The sequence below is a fragment of the Candidatus Zixiibacteriota bacterium genome, assembly GCA_017999435.1.
In the GTDB taxonomy this organism is placed as follows: Bacteria; Zixibacteria; MSB-5A5; order GN15; family FEB-12; genus JAGNLV01.
In genome coordinates this window covers 1,205,550-1,224,470 of sequence record JAGNLV010000001.1, presented here as the reverse complement: position 1 = coordinate 1,224,470, position 18,921 = coordinate 1,205,550, and the positions used below count along the sequence as shown (strand labels likewise).

Below are 18,921 nucleotides of genomic sequence, written 5' to 3'. Positions count from 1 at the left end.
CCGGGCGACAAAGGGGTTTTTGCCGCCCGGTAAGGTCAGTCGGTGCAATCAGTTGCCGCAGGTCGGCGGCGACCCCCCGCGGAAGAGAAAATTGATCAACTGCGTGAGATCCGGCAGCGCGATGTCGCCCGAGCCGTCGAAATCGCAAGCCGCGGGATCCGGCGGCGCCGGCCCGCCCCGGAAGAGGAAGTTGATGAAGAAAGTCAGGTCGGCCACGCTCGGCCCCGCCCCGTCGCCGTTGATGTCGCCGCAGATCCAGGCAGGCTGGAGCGTCACCGTCAGCTCCGCCGGAACCGTCTCCGCCGGGTGATTCGGATCGTTGCAGCTCACCACGAGGGCGGCCTGGTAGAGGCCGGAATCCAGACCCGCCGAGCGGAACATCAGGCCCACGGTATCGGTACCTCCGGCCGCCACCGTTCCCGAAAAGCGGCTGAGGCCCAGCCATTGGTAGGGCTGGACGAACCGGATGCAGAGGGAGTCTTTCAGGTAGGGCGTCAGGTACGCAACCTCCAGGCCGTCCGTGCCGTCCGGGCTCTCGATCCCTATCGTGCCGCCGGCCGCATCGAACCCGGCGGCGACGCTCAGGTACTGGAAGCGGATGGAACCGTCCGGTTCGAGGATAACCTCCGCCGTGATCACGTCGCCGGGGTTCGCCAGATATTCGGGATAGGCGGTGAACTGAATGACGCAACGGCCGCCGCTCGTATCGAGGTAGACGTGGGCCGCGGCGGCATTGTTCACATCATCCGGGTTCAGGTCGTCCCACAGCCAGGCGAGGAGGGCGTTGGGGAGAGTGTCGTTGGGGATGTGTTTCTTGAAGCGGGAGTTCATCGCTCCGGGGGCGAACCCGATGATCCCGTTCGACCCGATGTAGATCTCGGTGTAGGCGCTGTCATAGAACGGGAAGGGGAAGCCGATGGCATAGGGGCCTGCGAAGTTATCGTCGTTGAGGGCGCTGATGACATCGGTGCCGGCGGCCGAGACGTCGATCCATTCAAAGGCCGGTCCCCCGGATTCGTCGGAGTCGATCCAGAAGTAGCCGTGGCCGTCCGGTCCGCCGGCGCTCTTTTCCACCGCCGGCCCGCTCCGCGGATCGTCGGCGCCCTTGTGGTCGGCGTAATCCTCGAAACCCTCCGCGAGCCGCCGGTGCGCGGGTGCGAGTTCCCCCGACGCGAGCAGTTCGCCCAGGCGGGTGTTCCCCTTGGCGGCGACCGGGACAACCGAGAGCGAATAGGTGAGAACGCCGAGGCCGGTGTTGGCGATGAGCAGCCGGTCCGCGGCGGAATCCCCCTGCACTAGGCCCGCGCTGAATCCGGAGGGCGCCACGGCCAGCGCGGGAGCGTAGTCGACGCTGATGTTGTCGACGAACCAGAAGTCGGAATCGGCGCCGGAACCGAACGAGCGGAAGCGGACCTGGAAACCGCCGTGCAGCGCGTCGGCCGGCAGACCGAAAGTCACGCGCTCGAAGCTCGACATGGGCGCGCCCGACCCGAGGTGGCGGGCGACGAGAACCCAGGAGCCGGAGTTGTTCTTGTACTCCACCCAGAGATCGTCGCCCGCATCGGGCGGCTCGGACGAACCGCCGCGCTCGTAGTAGTAGGACAGGACGACGTCGCTGCGCCCCGACAGGTCAATCGGCTGGGAGGTCAGCGTGTCGACGCCGCCGTCGAGCGCCGCCGCGTAGGGGGCCGAGGGCGGGAAAAGCGCCGCCGCGCTAACCGCCGCGCCGACAATGCTTGTCCACCGGGAGACGATGACCGTATCGACCGGGAAGGGTTCGTACCACGGAAATCCGCCGGGCGGGCCGGCCGAGAACGAAACCAGCCGACTGTCGTCGAACATGAGCGGGTCCCCGGCGGAGACGGCGCGCACACGGCAGGAGTCGACGGCGTTCATCGGGGCGTCGGCCGGCACCTCGACCTTGACCACAAACCGGGCGGAATCGCCGGCGGCGATCATGCCGCTGCCGCCGACCGGGGCCACCCCGGCGTCATCCCAGAACGACACGGGCCACGCGCCGCCCGAGTCGGCGAAGCTGTACTGGTCGGCCTGCGACCCCCGGTTGGCGATCTGCAGCGTGTACTGCATGGTGTCGCCGGCCGGGCCGTACTGGCTGGCGAAGGCCGGGTCCAGAGAGAGCTTGAAGGGCTGGGGGGGGCCGACGTAGAGGTCGTCGACGAACCAGTCGTCGTAGGCGCCCGCCGTCCCGATACTCCTCAGGCGCAGGCGGAACGCGCTGTGATAAGCGGCCGGCGGAAGCGGGAGTTCCACCTCGGAGAAAGTCGTCATGTCGGGGCCAGAACCGAGGTGTTGCTGCAGGAGCTGCCACACGCCGGCGCTGTCGCGGTACTCGACGAAGAGGTCGTCGTTGGCCTCGGGGGAGTCGCCGCCGCCGGTGCGCTCGTAGAAATAGCGCACGATCAGATTCCCCTGGCCCGCGAGATTGATCACCTGCGACATGACCGTGTCGGCTCCCGCCGGGGCGCCGTCGAGGTTGAGGCTGTACGGTTCGGAGGGTTCGGCGAGCGCGACGGCGTTGGCCTCGGCCCCGGTGGTCTGGACCCAGTGCGCGGCGCTCAGCGCGGCCGCCGGGAACTCGTCCTCGAACGGAATCGCCAGCGGCTCGCCGTCGGAGACGGTGCGGAGCCGGCTGGCCGCGGTGTAGACCGGATCGCCGACGGACGTGGCCGTGACAAGGGCCGTGTCGGCGGCCCCGTACACCGAGGGCGGCACGATGACGCGGACCGTGAACGCGAAAACGGAGTCGGCCGCCAGCGGGCCGGTGGACAAAAGCGGCGTCGTCCCGGCGGCGTCGAAGATTTCGGTAGTCCAGGCGTTGCCCGACACCGCGAGGGCGTAGGAGTCCGTGTACACGCCGGTGTTCACAATCTGCAGGGCGTACCAGACTGAATCGGCAACCGGGCCGGAGAGTGTATCGGCGGCGGGCGCCAGGGTCAGGCCGTAGTCGATGACGCGGAAGCTGAAACTGTCGGTGGTGTCCGCCTTGCCGTCGCTGTCGACCGCCAGCAGGCGGTAGCTGACGACTGTGCCGGGAGCCTGCGCGGGAATGTAGCCGACAAACTCATCGGGGTTGCCGGTCGGGGTGAGCGTATCCTCGTAGTTGGCCGCCCCGATTTCATAGTAGAGCAGGAGCGAGTCGGGGTCCAGAGGAACGTCGCTGGTGATGGCGGCGAGGACGGCGTAGTCGTTGACCGTGTCGCGGGTGTCGGGGAGCGGATCGTGGGTGATGGAGATGCCGGCGCTCTCCCGGCCGCCCAGACTGAGCGCACCCGTGTTGTCGGGGTCCAGCCAGTCGCGCAGGCGGGTGGCGGCGGTCGACCCGTAGCTCCACGACTTGGCGAACTTCCCGTACCAGTCGGAGGTGATGCTCGCGCAGGAAGCGTAGCCGCCGTGGAGCTGGCCGATGATCTGTCCCTGGCGGTTGAAGATCGGCGACCCGGAGGACCCGGGCTCGGTCGTGCCGTCCTCCCACTGGCCGATCCGCCAGTGCGAATCGTCGCCGGGCACCGCGGTCCCCAGGTAGCTCGTGGAGGTCACCGCGTTGTAGTCGAAAGTGATCTTCTTGATGTCGCCCGAGGGGTGGTGGATGGCGATAACGCTGTCGGCGGCGGCGTTGACGGCGTTCCAGCCGGCGTAGTAGACGTTGTAGGAATCCGGCGGCTGCTCGGACAGCTCCAGGAGCGCGAAGTCTGAGTAGGCGAGATTCGCCCGGAGGGTGGAACCCGACACCGTCATGTAGGTGGGGCCGTCGACGTTGCTGCAGGCCGGGCTCTCGTAGTTGAAAATGAACACCCAGGTGTCGGAGCCGCCGAGGCAGTGGTTGGCGGTGAGGAAATAGGGGGTGAGGTCCTGCCGCACGTTGTTGATCATCGCGCCCGAACAGAGGCGGAAGCCGCCGCCGGTCGTGATCAGGGCCACCGAGCGGATGAGGGGATCAAAGGCCGCCCACTCGGGGCAGCGGACGTTGTTGTTGCAGGCGCCCGATTCGCCGAAATCCTTGAGAAAATCCCGCGCGAACAGATTGCGGTAGGCGTGGACGATGCGCGAGACCCGCAGTTCCGGCTGCGCGTTCAGCCCGGCCGGCTCCCAGTACTCCAGCACGCTCACGTCGCCGCGCACCGGCTGAGTGGCGAAGGAGCCGTAGTCCTTGTTGTTACGGCTCGTGAAGGCGCCGATGACGTGGGAGCGGTCGGCGTTGTAGATGAACAGCCGGGCGCCGTCGGGCAGCCAGAACCGGTCGAAGATCAGGTTGATCGACGCGGCGCCGGGGCATTCGATCTGCAGCCGCCACAGCCGGCTGCCGTCGGCCAGCACCTCCCACGTGCCCGCGTTGTCCAGACCGAGCCGGACATCGAACGGGTAGCCGAATCGGAAAGGCACATCTTTGGGCGTCCGCGCGTCCTCCTCGAGAAGCGCGGCCACGTCGATCGGCGCGGTGACGTAGCGGTCGATTGCGGCGCCCACCGCCTTGCCGAAACTCGGCGGCGTGCCCCCTTCGCTGACCTGCGCGGCCACGGTTACCGCGCCCGACAGCGCGGTCGCGGTGACGACCAGCATGAACCTCAGGAACCTCATTGCGCACCCCGCAGGCTGATGGTTGGTGGAACGGTTGGTGAGTCGTGGGGAGAAGCCGTCGACCGTCGGCCGCGCCGGGATCGGTCCCGCCCGAGAAACGATGGCGGCCGCGGCGGGCGGCGGTGCGGCGGATGGTGGCTGACGGTTTGGCACTATCGGCGATTCCCCATGGGCTGTGTCGCCGGAGGCGGGCCCGCGCGGACGGGGCGGAACCGGGACTGTCGGCGCCGGCCGCGGGCGGTCCGGATGGCGACTTCAGAAATCCATATAGTCAATTAAGCGGCGGACCCGCGGGCGGTCAAGGGAATTCATGATAATGTGGGTAGAATTTCGCTACGATAGACCGCCGGGCGGGCAAAGAAAACGGCCGCCCGCAGGGGCGGCCGCTTATTCATCCGACGCCATCCGCGCCGAACTCAGCTGCGCGCTTCGACCATCCGGTAAATCCGGCTCTCCAGCTGGAGGAGCTGGCCGGCCGTGCCGGCAAGCTTCACCATGCCCGCGAGCTCGCTGGTCGAAGCGACTTCCTCGACCTGCTCGGCCACGTACCACTGGAGGAACTGCTCGGTGGCGATGTCCCCCTCGGCGCGGGCCAGCTTGACCAGGTCGTGGATGCGCTTGGTGATGTACTTCTCGTGTTCGACCGCGGCGTCGCAGATCTCCTGCGCCGATTTCCACGCCGCCTTGGGAGCCTCGATTCCCGGCACCGTGACCGGGGCGCCCTGCTCGACGAGGTACTTGGCGAACTTCAGGGCGTGCTTGTGCTCCTCTTCGGCCTGCTTATAGAACCACTTCGCGAACACGGTCAGGTTCATCTCTTCGAACTTGTAGGCCATGGCCAGGTAGATGTACTCGGAGTCGAGTTCGGCGCCGATCTGCTCGTTCAGAGCCTTGGCCATCTTCTTGGTGATCATCATGGTTTCAAGTCCTCCTTTTACAGCGTATGATGTTCGTCAATTACCTTGGTAAACGGTCCTGTATTTTGATGGTTCCTTCAGATACCGGGATTTCGCGCAAAAAGCAAGTCTCTGGGGAGGAAAAGTCTGGGAATTGAAAACAGCTTTCAATAGGTCCGGTTTCGGAGGGGGAGCGTCGCGGGGTGCATCGACCGCCGCTCTCAGGTCATGCGCCGGAGGCGCGTGCAGAATGCGCCGTCGAGCCGGCCGACCTCGGGATAGGTCTTCACGAAGCCCCGTTCGGTCACCAGTTCGGCGGGGAAGAAGCGGGCGGCGCTATCGATTTCGAACTGGCGGTTGCGGACGAGGAACTCCTCGACTACCTGGTCGTTTTCGGCCCGGATGATCGTGCACGTCGAATAGACCATCACGCCGCCGGGTTTGACGAGGGTGGCGGCGTGGTCGATCATTTTCGCCTGGATCTTGGCGAGGTTGGCGATGTCCTCAGCGGATTTCTGCCAGCGGAGATCGGAGTTCTTGCCGGCCGTGCCCCAGCCGGAGCAGGGGGGATCGAGCAGGACGCGGTCGAAGGGTCCGCCGTGGAAATCGAGCATGTCCGAGACGACCGGGGCGATGATCTTGATGCCGAGGCGCTGGGCGTTGTCGACCAGCACCTGGAGGCGGGCGTGGGACTTGTCAACCGCCGTCACCCGCCCCTTGTTGCGCATGCGGATGGCCAGGTACGTCGCCTTGCCCCCCGGCGCGGCGGTCAGATCGATCACATTGGTCCGGGGTTGCGGGTTGAGCAGACGGGCGCACAGGCCGGCCGATTCGTCCTGCACGAACACCTTTCCCGTGTCGATCAGTTCGCCCTGGAGCGGCAGCCCGGATTCTTCGATGTGGATGAATTCCGGCAGGTACTTCCCGTAGGAGAACTCGATGTTGTTGCTCTGGAGGATGTTGGCCACCTCGTCCGGCTTGGCCTTGAGGAAGTTGACCCGATAGGTCACGTGCGGCGGGGCGTTGAACACTCGCAGCAGTTGCTCCGTCTTGTCGAATCCGAACTCGGTCAGGCAGTAGCGCACGAAGTGTTCGGGGTAGCTGTAGAAGTCGCCGAGGTACTTGGCCGGGTCCTCGTCCTTGGAGACGAATCTCACTTTCTGCGGCTCGCGGATCGCCGAGCGCATGACGGCGTTGACGAGGTTGGCGCGGGAACGGTCGGTCATGTAGTGGGCGAGGTTGACCGACTCCGACACCGCGGCCGCCGCCGGGATGCGGTCGGTGAAGTGGAGCTGGTAGAAGCCGAGGCGGAGGATGTTGGCGAGTTTCAGCGGCAGTTCGCGCGAGGGCCGGGCGAGATAGAACTTGATTTCGTGGTCCAGCCTCCGCCGCATCTTGGTCGTGCCGTTGACGAGCTGGAGGAGGAACCGCTTGTCGATCGGGCGCAGCGCGCGCCCGCTCGTGACCTGCTGCACCGCGATGTCGGTTTGCTCTCCCTGTTCGATCAGGACCAGCGCCTCGATGGCGGCGGCGCGGACGGCATCGAAACGCTGCGGCGATTTGCGCTCAATTTGCTCCGCCATAACGCCCTACAACTGCATGGGGTCGATCCGCTGCCCGGCCTCATCGATCCGGTACGCGGCCCGCCGGTGGAGGCGGTGCGCGAGCGCTTTCGCCCGCTCCGCCGTGAAGAGCTCTCCCAGCACTTCGTCGGGGCGGACATATCCGCCCTCGCCCACGCCGAGCACCATCTCGACCGTGCGGTCGGCGACCGTGATCGCGTACACGGCCGGCCGGATGTCGACCGCCGTCGGCCCATTCTTGCCGGTGCGTTCTATCTCCACGCGGGCTTTGCCCAGCAGCTCCTCGGCCCGCGGCCGGACGGCCGCGAGGTCGGCGTCGTCGTCCAGCACCAGCGTGTACTCCACGCGGTTGAGCTGGGACGACAGCGAGGGCGCCTTGCCGAGCACCACGCCCGCCTCGTACATCGCCATCCCCTCCACCATCGCCGCCCGCACCTTGTCGAGCAGGTAGGGCATGAAATTGGTCTCGAGGGTGAGGTCGAAATACTCCGCCTCCGAGGTGAACCCGAGCGGGAGCGGCGGGCCGAACGACAGCTTCATTGTCGGGTGGAATCCCTGGCTGTAGGCGATCGGGATGCGGCTGCGGCGGATGGTCCGCTCGATGAGGCGGAGGTTGTCCAGGTGCGACATGAAGCGCAGGCGCTCCGTCTTTCCCCACCGGATGCGGAGGCGGTTGCGGGTGGGGGCCGCGGTCGCGCGCGTCGCCACTTTCTTCTTCCCCCGCCCGAATTGGAGCTCCGGTTCCGGCAGCGGCGCGGCGGTCTCGCCGCGGAATCTGGGGACGTACTCCCGCAACTGCGTCGAGGTGCGGTGCCGTTCCTCCTGAAGGTGGGCGAGCGACGGCCCCTTGCGGATGTGCGACCAGGGGAGGTCGGCGGAGAAGGGGACGGAGCGGAGGCGTTCCTCGATCTCGATGCCCCGGCTGCGGCAGAGGTCGAACCAGCGCTGCGGATTGAAATCCTCCGCCCAGCCGTCGAACCGCCCGCCCGCCCGGTAGACGGCCTCGATGACGTCGGCCATCTCGCGCCCGCCCCGGGAGAGCAGCGCCTTGAGCACGGCTTCCTCGGCCGAACCGTGCTTGAAATTGACGTGGCGGCTGCGGACGTGGCGCTTGATGAATTTCAATTTCTCGTCGATCTCGGCCGGGGTCGCTGTAGCGTCCCACTGGAAGGCCGTGTGCGGTTCGGCGACGAAGGGCGAGAGGGTCACGTTGACCGTGCGCTTGCCCGGGTAGTTGCGGCTGAGGTCGAACACCCGCTCGATCATGCGGGCGATAGCCAGCAGATCCTCCTCCGTCTCGGTCGGCAGGCCGATCATGAAATACAGCTTGAGCGTCGTCACGCCTTTGCTGAATGCGATCTCGGCGCTGTCGTAGACGGCGGCGTCCGGGATATCCTTGCGAATGAACGCGCGCAGGCGCTCGGTGCCGGCCTCGGGGGCGATCGTCAGCCCCGCCTTGCGCACGAGCTTGAGCGTGTCGAGCAACTCCGGCGTGATGCTGCCGGGACGGAGCGAGGGGACGCTCACCGCGGCCCGCATCGGCTCGAGCAGGCGGGCGACCTTCCGCGCCAGGTCGTCGATGTCGGGATAATCGGAGGTCGACAGCGAGAGGAGAGAAACGGAATCGGCGCCGACGTGGCGCTCCTGCGTCTCCACCTGCGCGAGGATCTCGTGCGGGGGGCGCAGCCGCACCGGCTTGTAGATCGTCCCTGCTTCGCAGAACCGGCAGCCGCGCGGACAGCCGCGCATGATCTCCACGCTCAGGTGCTGGTGCACCGTCTCGATCAGCGGGACCACTGGCTGCGGGGGATAGTACGAGGGTTTGAGAGCAGGGACGACGCGTGCGGCGATCTCCGCGGGCGCGAAGTCGACGAGGGGTCGGCGCCGGTCATCATAAAAGCGCGGCACGTACACCGACTCCACCTCTCTCACGAGCCGAGCCAGCTTCTCCGCCCGGGTAGCCCCGCGCATCTGGTGGAGAATCGCCAGCATCTGGGGGAGACCCTCCTCGCCGTCGCCGATGAAAAACAGATCGACAAACGGGGCCATCGGTTCCGGGTTGTAGGCGGCCGGACCGCCCGCCAGAATCAGCGGCTGCTCGTCGGTGCGTTCGGCCGCCCGCAGCGGCAGGCCGGCCAGATCGATCATCTGCAGGACGGTCGTGTAGACCAGCTCGTAGCTGAGGGTGAAGCCGATGGCGTCGAAAGCGGCCGCCGGCGTGCGCGACTCAAGCGAAAACAGCGGAATTCCATGCTTCCGCATGATCTCCTCGGCGTCGCGGTCGGGGGCGAAGACGCGCTCCCCCACAAACCGGTCGTCCTGGTTGACCACGTGGTAGAGCGTCTGAAGCCCGAGGTAGGAGTGCCCGATTTCGTATTTGTCGGGAAACGCGAGCAGGTACCGCAGGCGGCCCTCGTGCGCCTTGACAAGCGAGCCGGGTTCCCCGCCGGCGTACCGCCCCGGTTTGACCACGTAGGGGAAAAATCTCTCTTCGAGGAGCCTCTTCATCGCGTCGTACGTGCTACGTAAGCATTCAGGTGCTTCGGGGGTCCCACTTGCTTCGGACACTTCCTATATAGTTGTCGGCAGAATCCGGCGCAAGCCTGAAAGTGCCGGATCCACACCGCCGCCCAGGGGGGACGGCCCGGGCGGAGCGCACGCCGCACACGTCTCAGGGAAGGCGCGGGCGGTCCAGCGAGGCGCTCTCGAGTTTCTCGATTACCGCCTTACGGCCGTGCGCGATCACTTTGAATCCGGTCGCCGAGAAGCGCATATCCCGGGTCAGTTCGCGTCGGTCCAGGGCCGCCAGCGTGGCCTCAAGGCGATCACTCGCAACCGGTTGCGCGGGGGCCGGCGCCCCCCCGAGGTGCGGGCGCACGAAGTATCCAAGCCCGAACAAAACCAGCGCCGCCGCCACCCGAAGGGCGTAGCGGGCAAACCGCCCCCCTCCCGAGGCGGCCGACTCCGGGGTGGCCAGCCTGCGCCACACGGTGTTCTCCAGGCGGAGCCGCTCCAGTTCGCTCAGGCCGCCCTCCCCATCGGAGGTCAGCGCGGAGCAGATGCTCTGCAGGCATTCGAACTCGGAGCGGCAGGCGGCGCAGGCGGCCAGATGGTTCATCACGGCCGGGCGGTCGCTTTCGGAAACTTCGCCCAGCACCAGCGCCGGGAGCAGGTCCCGGCATTCCCGGCAGGTCATATGCTCATCTCCTTCATCTTGTCGGCCAGTTGCGCGTTGAGGTTTGCCAGACCCCGAAACAGGTGGACCTTGACCGCTCCCTCGGAGATGCCCATGGCGGCCGCGATTTCGGCCACGGCGAGCTCGCCGAAAAAGCGGTAGCTGATCGCCTCGCGCTGTTTGGGCGGCAATTCGCCGAGCGCCTCCGCGATCATGCGTTTCCGCTCCGCCGTCTCGATTGCGTCAGGGTTGTCCGGGCGGCTGCGCTGCTCCGCGGCCAGACGGTCGTGGATCCGCGCGTGCCGTTTCCGGTCGCGCAGAGCATTGAGCGCCGCGCGGTAGGCGGCCCGCATGGCATAGGCCTTCAGATCGGCCGGGCTGTCCGGCCGCCGGCGGCTCAGCACCCGCACGAGGACATCCTGCGTGAGGTCCAGAGCCTCCTCGCGGTCCCGCACCATGCGGCGGATCAGGCCGAAAGCGCCGTCGGAGAGCCGGCGCATGGCCGCGGCAACATCCTCGCTCACATCTGTCTCCTTTCCCCGCGGTTACCTCGCCACCACCGACAGCGCATAAAGCGGAAGGTCGGCGTCGTGCAGTTTCTTCCCTTCGAAGCTCCACCGGACGGTGCCCGGTTCCTCCGGCGAGAGCAGGCCGTTCGACTCGATGATTGTCCCCGGCAGGTTGAGCCGGATCGAGAATTCGTCGCTCGACAGCACTTCCGTGATCCGCTGGTCGCGGTGCACGCGTTCGAGCGCGGCCTCAAACTGCTCCAGGACGGCCGCGGCCGGCGTCCCGACGGCCTCGGCCAGCCGGGCGCGGAACGTCTCCGCGAACGCCGCCTCCAGACTGTCGAGGGTGAGGGTCACCGTCTCGTCGCTCTGCTGCATCGTCCGGAACAGGAACTCGGTGGTGAGCGTGCGCTCGAAATGCTCGGCCGCCCGGGCGGCAATGAGGTCCATGGTCGCCGCCTCGAGCGACCCGCTCCGCACGAGTTCGGCCAGCGCGTTGCGGTTCATCCGCCAGTGCTTGAGGCTGAAGGCCGCCGCCAACTGCTCGAGATACTTCCGCCGCTCGTCGGGCGACAAATTCACCAGGCCGCTGTCGATCGCCTTGGTCTCCAGGTCAGCGTCCCAGAGCCACGGTGACTCGGTGATGTCGTATTCACCGAAGCGGCGCGCCTGGTAGGTGCGCCGGAACTCGTAGTACGTCCGATTTCCCTCGGTCCGGACGGTGACGGCGGTGGGAAAGTGCAGGTCGAGCTCCGGGGAGGGGGTCTCGGCCGTGACGTACGATTCGGGCAGCGGCGCCCCGTAGGGAACCGTCCGCGAGGCTTTCAGGTGCAACTCCGGCTGGGCCTGGGTGGAATCGACGCGCTGTTCGATAATAGTCCAGGCGGGCGCCGACGGCAGGGCGAGGGGGGACTGCAAGACCTGGGCGTCCCCCGTGAATTCTATCTCGCACACGGCCGAACCGTCCGGCCCGACCGTGATCGTCTCTTTCCGCTCCAGGCAGGCGCTGCAGCCCAGGGCCAGCGCCGCGGCCGCCGCGGGCAGCAGGCGTCTCAGGATTGGTGTCGTCATGGGATCCTCCGGTTTTCAGGTTTCTGCCGGTAACGACACCGCACCCGGCGAAAACGTTGACGCGGACGGCCGAAAAAAACGCTAGTCCGGCGAGCCCGCCTTCTTCCTCAACACCCGCGCCAGGCAAAAGGCCGACAGGGACAGGATGATGCCCCAGGCGACCGCGAGGAAGATTATTCCGCCGACGGTGAGGTTCATACCGCGGCCTCCTCATCAGGCCGTTCAAAGGATTTGACCACGTCGTTCCGCCGCCAGGCCCGGCGCACGAGATAGATCATCACGACAAACAGCAGCAGCATGACCGCGCGGGACAGCCACCGGTAGGGGACGTTCTCCGGATTGCCGCCGCGCATGAGCAGGGTCGGGACGGCGTCGAGGACGATCCAGTATATCATGATGACCAGCAGGTAGACGGGCGTGACGTACTTGATCACGTAGTAGAAGATGCGGGGAACGCGGACCTCCGCGCCGCGCGTGATTTCCGCCCAGCCTTTGTCCATCCCGAAAACCCAGGCGAATACGATCGTCTCGATGAGGGCGAACACGACCAGTCCGAACGTCCCCACCCAATAGTCCATCTCGTCCAGGTAGCCCTTGCCGAGGAAGAAGACGACGAAGTGAATCGGGATGAGCACGAGGGCGGCCAGCACCGCCACCGCCTTGCGGTGACTGAATCGGAATTCCTCCTTGAGGAAGGCGATGAGCGGCTGGGCCATCGCCACCGACGAGGTGATGCCGGCAAAGAAGAGCAGGAGGAACCAGAGGCAGCCGAAGATCGATCCGGCCGGGATTTTGGTGAAGATGATCGGCAGCGAGACGAAACCGAGATCGTAGGCGCCCCGGGCCGCGATCTCCTGGGTGACGGCGATGCCGAAGAAGGCGGCCGCAATGGGGATGGCGATGCTCGCGCCGAGCACCACCTCCACCCCTTCGTTGATGGACGCGGTCGTGAGACCGCCGAGCGCGATGTCGTCATTCTCGCGCACATAGCTCGAGTACGTCTGGATGAGCCCCGAGCCGAGGCTCAGGGTGAAGAAAATCTGCCCGGCGGCGGCGAGCCAGACCTTGGCCGAGCCGAGCTGCGAGAGATCGGGATTCCAGATAAAGGCGAAGCCGGATTCGACGTTCCAGTCCGGGTGCGCCACCGGGTCGGGTGTCCCGAGAGTGACGACGCGGACGACCAGGATGATCGCGAAGAGAATCAGGGCCGGCATTGCGATCAAGGCCAGCCGCTCGATCCCCTTGGCGATCCCGTGGTAGACGACGTAGAAGTTGATCGCCAGGGTGAGCAGAAGGATCAGGTAGGCGGGCCAGATGCTCGTAAAGAACCCTTCCGTCACCCCTTGGTAGCTCGACAGGAAGTGGCGCATCGAGTCGAACGACTCCATGCCGAAGTACGACTTGGTGATCGAGAAGAAACTGAACCCGAGCGACCACGATTCGACGTACACGTAGAAGATCATCGTGGCCAGCGAGAGGAACAGGCCGAGGGCGCCGAGGTACTTGGAGATCGGGTGCTGCCACATGGCGTGGAACTGGCCGGGGGTCGCGCCGTGCCCGAACCGGCCGCCGTAGCGCCCCATGCCCCACTCCACCCACATGAGGGGAATGCCCAGCAGGACGAGGGCGACGAAGTAGGGGATCATGAACGCCCCCCCGCCGTTCTCCGCCGCCTGGACGGGGAAACGCAGGAAATTGCCCAGGCCGACCGCGTTACCGGCCATGGCCAGGATGAGTCCGATTTTGGTTCCCCAGCGCTCTCGTGCCATCGCTCTACCTCCATCGGTCCCGCGCGGCGGAACCGAAGTGCGTGAAAGGTGCGTGTGATCTGGCTGTGAAAGATGTGGGGCGGTGCAGCGGCAACCGCCTGACTTACGAAGGCATCCGGCCCCTCAGGCCGGAATGCGACTATATATCATGGGGGGGAGGGGGCGCGCAAGCACGAAGTGGCCGCCCGGGTTGCCGCGCGGGCGCTTTGGCGCCGCGCCGCGCACCCTGAGGACTCCGGGCGCCCCGGGGCGGACGCCGCACGCGATCTGTCTTGGTCCCGGTTCAGGCGGTTTTCGGATCCCCGTCCGTCCGCCGCCGGCGGAGCGCTCTGAGCACCTCGGCCAGGCGCTTGTCCGGGATGGCCGTCCAGCTTTCCACCGTGAACATGCGGTCGGCGCTGGCCAGCAGCGACACCTTCGCCGCGCTCTCCTCGTCGGGCGCCTCGTAAATATCAAGGAAATCGTACGGTCCGAGGAGAGCGTAGTGGGCGAGGAAACGGACCTCGGGGCAGTGCTGCTGGACATCCTGTATCCATTGGCGCCCCGACGCATCCAGCGACTGCATCTTGGCGGCGACTTCCACCAGGCTCGGCCCGTGCTGGGAAATCTTCGACACCACGACATAGGTCTTCATGAGAACCTCCGATCGGTGAAGGTTTTCGATGGCGCGCGCACTGCGCTGCCCCGGCGGGGGGAGATCACCGCCGCCCCCGCCGTCTGTGAGTAATATACGGAGGAACGGGGAGCGGGGGAACGTCAAAGTGGCAGAAAAATATGCGCCCGGCGGGCAGGGAACCAGGAAAGCGCAGGGCGCGTGTGTATGGTCGGCCTCTGGCAAGAGGTGCGATGTGTGCGATTTCTCAGCGGCGCCCGGGCGAGGGGCCCGGGCCGCCGCTGCTTTCATCCCTGAAAGGATCCCTGATCCATCAGGTCCACGGGACACTTTTCTCGGACGCGGGCCGAAGCCCGGCGCGGCCTACTCCTCAGGAGCAGCCGCTCGTGGCGCCGCAGGTATCGCACTTGAGACAGGTGCCGTTGCGGACCATGGTGAACTGGCCGCACTCAGCGCACATATCGCCTTCGTAACCCTTAAGGCGCGCTGCGCGGATTTCGCGCTGAAGTCTCTGGGCCTGGGTTCCCCCCGCAGGCGTTCCACCTGCCGGGGCGACATACTCAAGCACCGTCTCTTCTGCTGGGTGCGCCGCTGCAGCCGCACCCGCCAGCGATTTACCATTGCCGTTCCCTCCGGTTGCGCTGTGATTGTCCGGCTTGTGGCCATTGCCGTTCCCGTGGCCGTTGCCGCCGAGATCGATCTCTATGTGGTCGGAGTGGATGTCGTCCGACTTGCGCGAGCCGCTCGCCCCGTAGTCGACCGCCTTCTCCTCGATGAACTCGGCGGTCTCGTCGGCCGGCACGCCGATCGCATCGTGGCGAAGATCGTCGTCGGATACCTGGGCGAGGTCGGTGCGCCCGAGATAGGTGATGGCCAGTTCGCGGAAAATATAGTCGATGATCGAGGTGGCGCGCTTGATCGCGTGGTTGCCGCGCACGAACCCGTTGGGTTCGAACCGCGAGAAGAGGAAGGCTTCGACGAACTCCTCGAGCGGCACGCCGTGCTGCAGCCCGAGGGAGACGGCGATAGCGAAGCTGTTCATGAGGGAGCGGAAGGCGGCCCCTTCGCGGTGCATGTCGACAAAAATCTCGCCGAGCGTCCCGTCGGCGTACTCGCCCGTGCGCAGGTAGATCTTGTGGCCGCCCACCACCGCTTTCTGCGTGTACCCGGCGCGGCGGTTGGGGAGTTTGCGGCGCTTGGCGATGTAGCGGTAGACCAGCTTGCGCGCCGCCTGCTCGGCGAGAATCTCCACTGCCAGTTGCGGCGCCTCCTCCTCCTCGTCCTCCCCGAGCAGCGAGGCCGAGAGCGGCTGGCTGAGTTTGGAGCCGTCGCGGTAAATCGCGATCGCCTTGTTCATCGTCTCCCACGCCAGCCGGTAGGCTCGCTTGACGTCCTCGAGGGCGGCCTCGGCCGGCATGTTGATCGTCTTGGAGATGGCGCCGGAGATGAACGGCTGGGCGGCCGCCATCATCCGGATGTGCGCCTCGAAGCTGATGTAGCGTTTCCCTTTCTTGCCGCACCGGTTGGCGCAGTCGAAGATGGGGAGGTGTTTCTCGTCGAGTTGCGGCGCCCCCTCGAGCGTCATCGTGCCGCAACAGTACTCGTTGGCGGCGTCGATCTGCTCGCGGGTGAAGCCGAGGTCGCGCAGCAGGTTGAAGCTGAAGTCGTTGTAGTGTTCGGGGGGCAGGTTGAGCGTCTCGCGCAGGAAATCCTCGCCCAGGGTGTGCTTGTTGAAGGCAAAGGAGATGTCGAATACGTCCCCCAGCCCCTCCTCGATTTTCTCGATCTCCCGGTCACCGAACCCCTTGGCCTGGAGCGACTCGTGGTTGATGAAGGGCGCCCCCTTGAGAGTCTTGTGGCCGGTCGCGTAATTGATGATGTCGGCGATCTGGCGCTCCGTGTAGCCCAGCCGGTGCAGGGCGATGGGGACCGAGTTGTTGATGATCTTGAAATAGCCGCCGCCGGCCAACTTCTTGAATTTCACGAGCGCGAAATCCGGCTCGATCCCGGTCGTGTCACAGTCCATGACCAGGCCGATCGTCCCGGTCGGCGCGATCACCGACACCTGGGCGTTGCGGTAGCCGTGCGTTTCGCCCATCTCCAGCGCCCGGTCCCAGACGCGGCGGGCCGCGTGCACCAGCTCCTCCGGCACATAGGTGCCGTTGATGCCGATCGGCTTGATCGTCAAACCCTCGTACTCCGCCTTGTCGGCGTTGTAGGCCGCCCGCCGGTGGTTGCGGATCACCCGCAGCATATGCTCGCGGTTGCGCCAGAAGCCGGGGAAGGGGCCGAGCTCCCGGGCCATCTCGGCCGACGTCACATAGGCCTGCCCGGTCAGCATGGCCGTGATCACCCCGCACCAGGTGTACGCCTCGGGCGAATCGTAGGGGATGCCCAGCCGCATGAGCAGGGTGCCGAGATTGGCGTAGCCCAGGCCGAGCGTGCGGAATTCATAGCTCCGCTGGGCGATCGGCCGCGACGGGTACGAGGCCATGAGCACCGATATCTCCAGCACCACCGTCCACAGCCGCACGGCGTGGAAAAAGCCCTCGATATCGAACGAGCCGTCATCCCGGACGAATTTCACGAGGTTGATCGAGGCCAGGTTGCACGCGGTGTCGTCCAGGAACATGTACTCCGAGCAGGGATTGGAGGCGTTGATCCGGCCGTCTTCCGGGCAGGTGTGCCACTCGTTGATGGTCGTGTCGAACTGCACCCCCGGGTCGGCGCACGACCACGCGGCGTAGCAGATCTCCTCCCAGAGCTCGGCGGCCGGGACGGTGCGCGCCGTCTGGTTGTCGGTGCGCCGGATCAGCTCCCAGTTCCCTCCTTCTTTGAGTTTCTCGAAGAAGCGGTTGGGGATGCGGACCGAGTTGTTCGAGTTCTGGCCGGAGACCGTGGCGTAGGCCTCCCCCTCCCAGTTGGTGTCGAGCTCGATGAAGTCGATGTCGCTGATCCCCTGCCGCAGCAGGTCGAGGACTTTCTTGATGTAGGCCTGCGGCACGGCGAAGCGGCGGGCGGTGCGCAACGCCTCTTTGAGCGCCGCGTTCTTCTCGGGGTCGGTCTCGCACGCGGCGGCGCCGTTCGAACCGGCCCCGCGAGCGGCCCGGGCGATCGCCCGGAGCTGGTCGCGGATAATTCTCGACCCCGCCACCATGGTCGCGACCTTCTGCTCCTCGGTGACTTTCCAGGCGATGAAGGCCTGGATGTCGGGGTGGTCGAGGTTAAGGGTGACCATCTTGGCGGCCCGCCGCGTGGTGCCGCCGGACTTGATGGCGCCGGCCGCCCGGTCGCCGATCTTCAGAAACGACATGAGCCCCGAGGAGCACCCGCCGCCGGAGAGCGGCTCGCCGAGCGAGCGGAGGCGCGAGAAATTCGTGCCCGTGCCCGAACCGTATTTGAACAGACGCGCCTCGCGCACCCACAGATCCATGATCCCCCCTTCATTCACCAGATCGTCGTTGATCGACTGGATGAAGCAGGCGTGCGGCTGCGGGCGCTCGTAGGCGCTCTTGGTCTCGGTCAGCGTGTGGGTCTCTTCATCGACATAGTAGTGCCCCTGGGCCGGGCCCGTAATGTTGTAGGCCCAGTTGAGACCGGTGTTGAACCACTGCGGCGAATTCGGCGCCGCGATCTGCGCGGCCAGCATGTACGACAGCTCCTCGGCGAACGCCCGCGCATCGGCCTCCCCCGAAAAGTAACCGTAGCGCTCTCCCCAGTACCGCCAGCAGCCGGCCAGGCGGTGGAACACCTGGCGGGAATCGGTCTCGCCGCCCGTCTTCGGCTGCCCCTTCTCGTCGAGAACCGGCCGGCCGTCCTCGTCCCGGAGCGGGACGCCGGCTTTGCGGAAATACTTCTGGGCGAGAATATCCACGGCCACCTGCGACCACGCCTCCGGAACGTGGATATCCTTCAGCTCGAAGACCACCGAGCCGTCGGGGTTGACGATCCGCGAGGATCGTTTCGCAAAGGGAATGCGGCTGTACGGCGACTCACCGTCCCGCGTGAAATACCGCTGTATTTTCAAAGCATACCTCCTGCAGATCTCTGCTCGCGGCTCATCGGGGCGCGTCCATGCGGTAATCGGAGATCACATCCGGATGGCGTTTGAGTAGCAGTCTGCCCCACTTGCTGTGTGTTTCGCTGTCATCGTTACAGGCGAATCAGGTCGCTGTCTGTAATTAGGTGGCCACAAGATATAGGGGTCGGCTTTTGTCAAGCCACAAAAAATGGTGTTTTTATTGGGTAATTCATATTTCTTTGGCGGGCAAGCGGCTGCGCAGCAGAACCGGTTGCCGGGGGAGACACGCGCCGTCCACGACTTTCCATCGTTGAAGAAATCGAGTTCGGTAAGCTATTGTTTCATGGGACAGTACGCGGACATCCGTTCTTAACGGCGCCGCGGGAAACCGGCGTTGAATTTTCAACAACAGCTAATCTCTTGTAGGTCCTGCTCTTACGGGGGACTTCACCGGTTATCAACAGGATAACCACAGGATCGTCACAAAACGTGTGGACAAAGCCGATGTGCCGTCGGGAGAAACATCGATTTTTTGCCGGATTTTCTGCAGTTTTCCCTTGACAAGTCGCCCCCCCTGGGTTAATTTACTGGTGCAATCGGAAAGTGTTACTCTTTCTGTGGATTACCTAATATCGTCCACCCAGGCAGGATTCGTCCCCTGCTTGGGTTTTTTTTTGAGCCGTGCAAG

Annotated in this window: 10 protein-coding genes; all 10 read right to left on the bottom strand. The window is 65.7% G+C overall.

The annotated features are described in order from the left end of the window. Positions 1-48: 48 nt before the first annotated feature. The 10 genes from KA261_05120 to KA261_05075 all read right to left on the bottom strand — a co-directional run bounded on the left by KA261_05120 (position 49) and on the right by KA261_05075 (position 18,239). A complete protein-coding gene (locus KA261_05120; GenBank protein MBP7697171.1) occupies positions 49-4,596 on the bottom strand; it encodes a trypsin-like peptidase domain-containing protein in 4,548 nt (1,515 codons plus the stop codon). A 416-nt stretch (positions 4,597-5,012) separates the two neighbouring features. Beyond that, the gene (locus tag KA261_05115) at positions 5,013-5,513 is read right to left on the bottom strand and encodes a ferritin (protein MBP7697170.1); all 501 of its coding nucleotides are present in this window, start codon (positions 5,511-5,513) and stop codon (positions 5,013-5,015) included. Positions 5,514-5,713: 200 nt separating this feature from the next. Next, positions 5,714-7,075 (bottom strand): 16S rRNA (cytosine(967)-C(5))-methyltransferase RsmB, encoded by a 1,362-nt coding sequence (gene rsmB / locus KA261_05110; GenBank protein MBP7697169.1) that lies wholly within the window; start codon positions 7,073-7,075, stop codon positions 5,714-5,716. Positions 7,076-7,081: 6 nt separating this feature from the next. Then, on the bottom strand, positions 7,082-9,583 hold the full coding sequence (locus tag KA261_05105) for a TIGR03960 family B12-binding radical SAM protein (protein MBP7697168.1): 2,502 nt from the start codon (positions 9,581-9,583) through the stop codon (positions 7,082-7,084). Between the two features lie 163 nt (positions 9,584-9,746). Continuing rightward, positions 9,747-10,271 carry a zf-HC2 domain-containing protein gene (locus KA261_05100; GenBank protein ID MBP7697167.1) on the bottom strand — a complete coding sequence of 175 codons (525 nt, stop codon included), beginning with the start codon at positions 10,269-10,271 and terminating at the stop codon, positions 9,747-9,749. Then, positions 10,268-10,774: a sigma-70 family RNA polymerase sigma factor gene (locus KA261_05095; GenBank protein ID MBP7697166.1), complete on the bottom strand. Its 507-nt coding sequence runs from the start codon at positions 10,772-10,774 to the stop codon at positions 10,268-10,270. The genes KA261_05100 and KA261_05095 overlap by 4 nt, the downstream gene beginning before the upstream one ends. Positions 10,775-10,795: 21 nt before the next feature. Beyond that, the gene (locus tag KA261_05090; GenBank protein MBP7697165.1) at positions 10,796-11,830 is read right to left on the bottom strand and encodes a hypothetical protein; all 1,035 of its coding nucleotides are present in this window, start codon (positions 11,828-11,830) and stop codon (positions 10,796-10,798) included. A gap of 194 nt (positions 11,831-12,024) precedes the next feature. After that, complete coding sequence (locus KA261_05085; protein MBP7697164.1) at positions 12,025-13,599, bottom strand: sodium-dependent transporter; 1,575 nt, start codon at positions 13,597-13,599, stop codon at positions 12,025-12,027. Between the two features lie 283 nt (positions 13,600-13,882). After that, a complete protein-coding gene (locus KA261_05080; protein MBP7697163.1) occupies positions 13,883-14,233 on the bottom strand; it encodes a GYD domain-containing protein in 351 nt (116 codons plus the stop codon). 349 nt (positions 14,234-14,582) lie between these two features. Further along, a complete protein-coding gene (locus KA261_05075) occupies positions 14,583-18,239 on the bottom strand; it encodes a vitamin B12-dependent ribonucleotide reductase (GenBank protein MBP7697162.1) in 3,657 nt (1,218 codons plus the stop codon). Between the last annotated feature and the right edge of the window lie 682 nt (positions 18,240-18,921).